Here is a 1,453-nt window from a genome sequence, read left to right as displayed (position 1 = left end):
CAATAACCCGCTCATCGCCCTCGGTCTCACGATGTGAGAACTCCTTCAGCCCTTGGCCACGATGTCCAAAAAAGAAAGATGTCTGATTTGGGCCAACGTATTTTATAAAGCGGTTCGCTCGCAGGGGTATAAATACCTATAATTCAATATAGATGATCGCGTCTTGTCCGGAGCGAATCGCCTGGTTTGCTCCGGACGGGGTCGAATCACTATCCGCATATTCTAAAAATACTCAAAGATGTCGAATGGGTGCAATGAAGCTCAATAATTCGAAGATCTTAACTGTCTACAATTCGATCGTTATCGCCATGACCATCTCCCTGGCGGCTTCTCCGCTACTGCTGGCTTGGCTAACGATAAATGGTCGACTCGGGGATCGAATGTATGGGGATCTCCTCATGTATCTGCTCTCCTTCCCTCTCTCCCTCGCTAGAATCCCGACCGACTCATGGCTGTACCCCGTCTCGGATTATCTCATGATGGCCTGGGCGGGGGTGCTGCAGGCCGGAATAGTAGGATGGCTCCTGAGGTCGACGTATCGACACCGACCTTCCATTCTTAGTTTATGGTTGGCGGCCTTCGCGACAATGCTTACTGTGGTATCAGGATTTATCATCCTTACCGATCAGTGGGATCCGCGCCGAATCTATGGCATCCCTCTGCTGGTATGCGGAGCAATCCAAGCGACGACTCTTTTCCTCCTTGTTTTGCATCGACGGAGAAGCAACGTTCCTCGCTGACCCTTCAATCGCGGTGAGGCTCAGGCTGTCCTTGGAGGGCATCTCATGATGGCTCTTCGAAGTTAAGCGGGGTTGAGGCATCCGCGGCTCCTGCGGGTGGTCGCGCAGCGGGTACGTAACCGCTGGTTCTCGGGATTGCGGAAGCCGTACGCGTCCCGCCCGACCGTTTTGATCATCCGGTTGGTGCCCTCGGAACCTGCGTTGGTGATCCCGGTGCGGATGAACGCCAAGATCTCCGGCCACCACGTCTGCACCGTTGTGGCCAGCCGCTCCAGCTCGGGCAGACCCGAGACGGCGCACCGGTCGTAGAAGCGGAACAACTGCTCGGCGATGACATGCCGGTCCGGATGAACACGAGCCAGAGCCAACAGATCCAGCAGATCCTCCTTGGCGTTCCACGCGGCCAGAATCGGTGTCCCGATCCGCGCCGGCAGCGCCATCAGATCGTCGACCATCGGATCCAGGTGCTCGCCGTGCATCCGGACCGCCGAGCGGGTCAACCGGTTACGCAGCTCCCATTACCGGTTGCCCTTGCGTCCCCGCTGGCCGCGGACCTGCACCGTCACCCGGCGGCGCACCTCGGTGACGGCGGCAGCGGCATTGGCCAGCTGCACCAAGTGGAAGTGGTCGACCACTAGCACCGCGTGCGGCAACGCAGCCCGCACCGCCGCTTTGAAGATCGTGCACATGTCGATCGCGACGTGCTTCACCTG

1 pseudogene is annotated in these 1,453 nt (G+C 58.2%); it reads right to left on the bottom strand.

Annotation, left to right across the window (positions count from 1 at the left end):
* Nucleotides 1–802 precede the first annotated feature (802 nt).
* Nucleotides 803–1,450: pseudogene (locus ACWJ6R_RS36235) on the bottom strand (ISL3 family transposase).
* Between the last annotated feature and the right edge of the window lie 3 nt (nucleotides 1,451–1,453).

This window comes from Planomonospora algeriensis (assembly GCF_977012225.1).
This window is presented reverse-complemented; position numbering and strand designations above follow the sequence as displayed.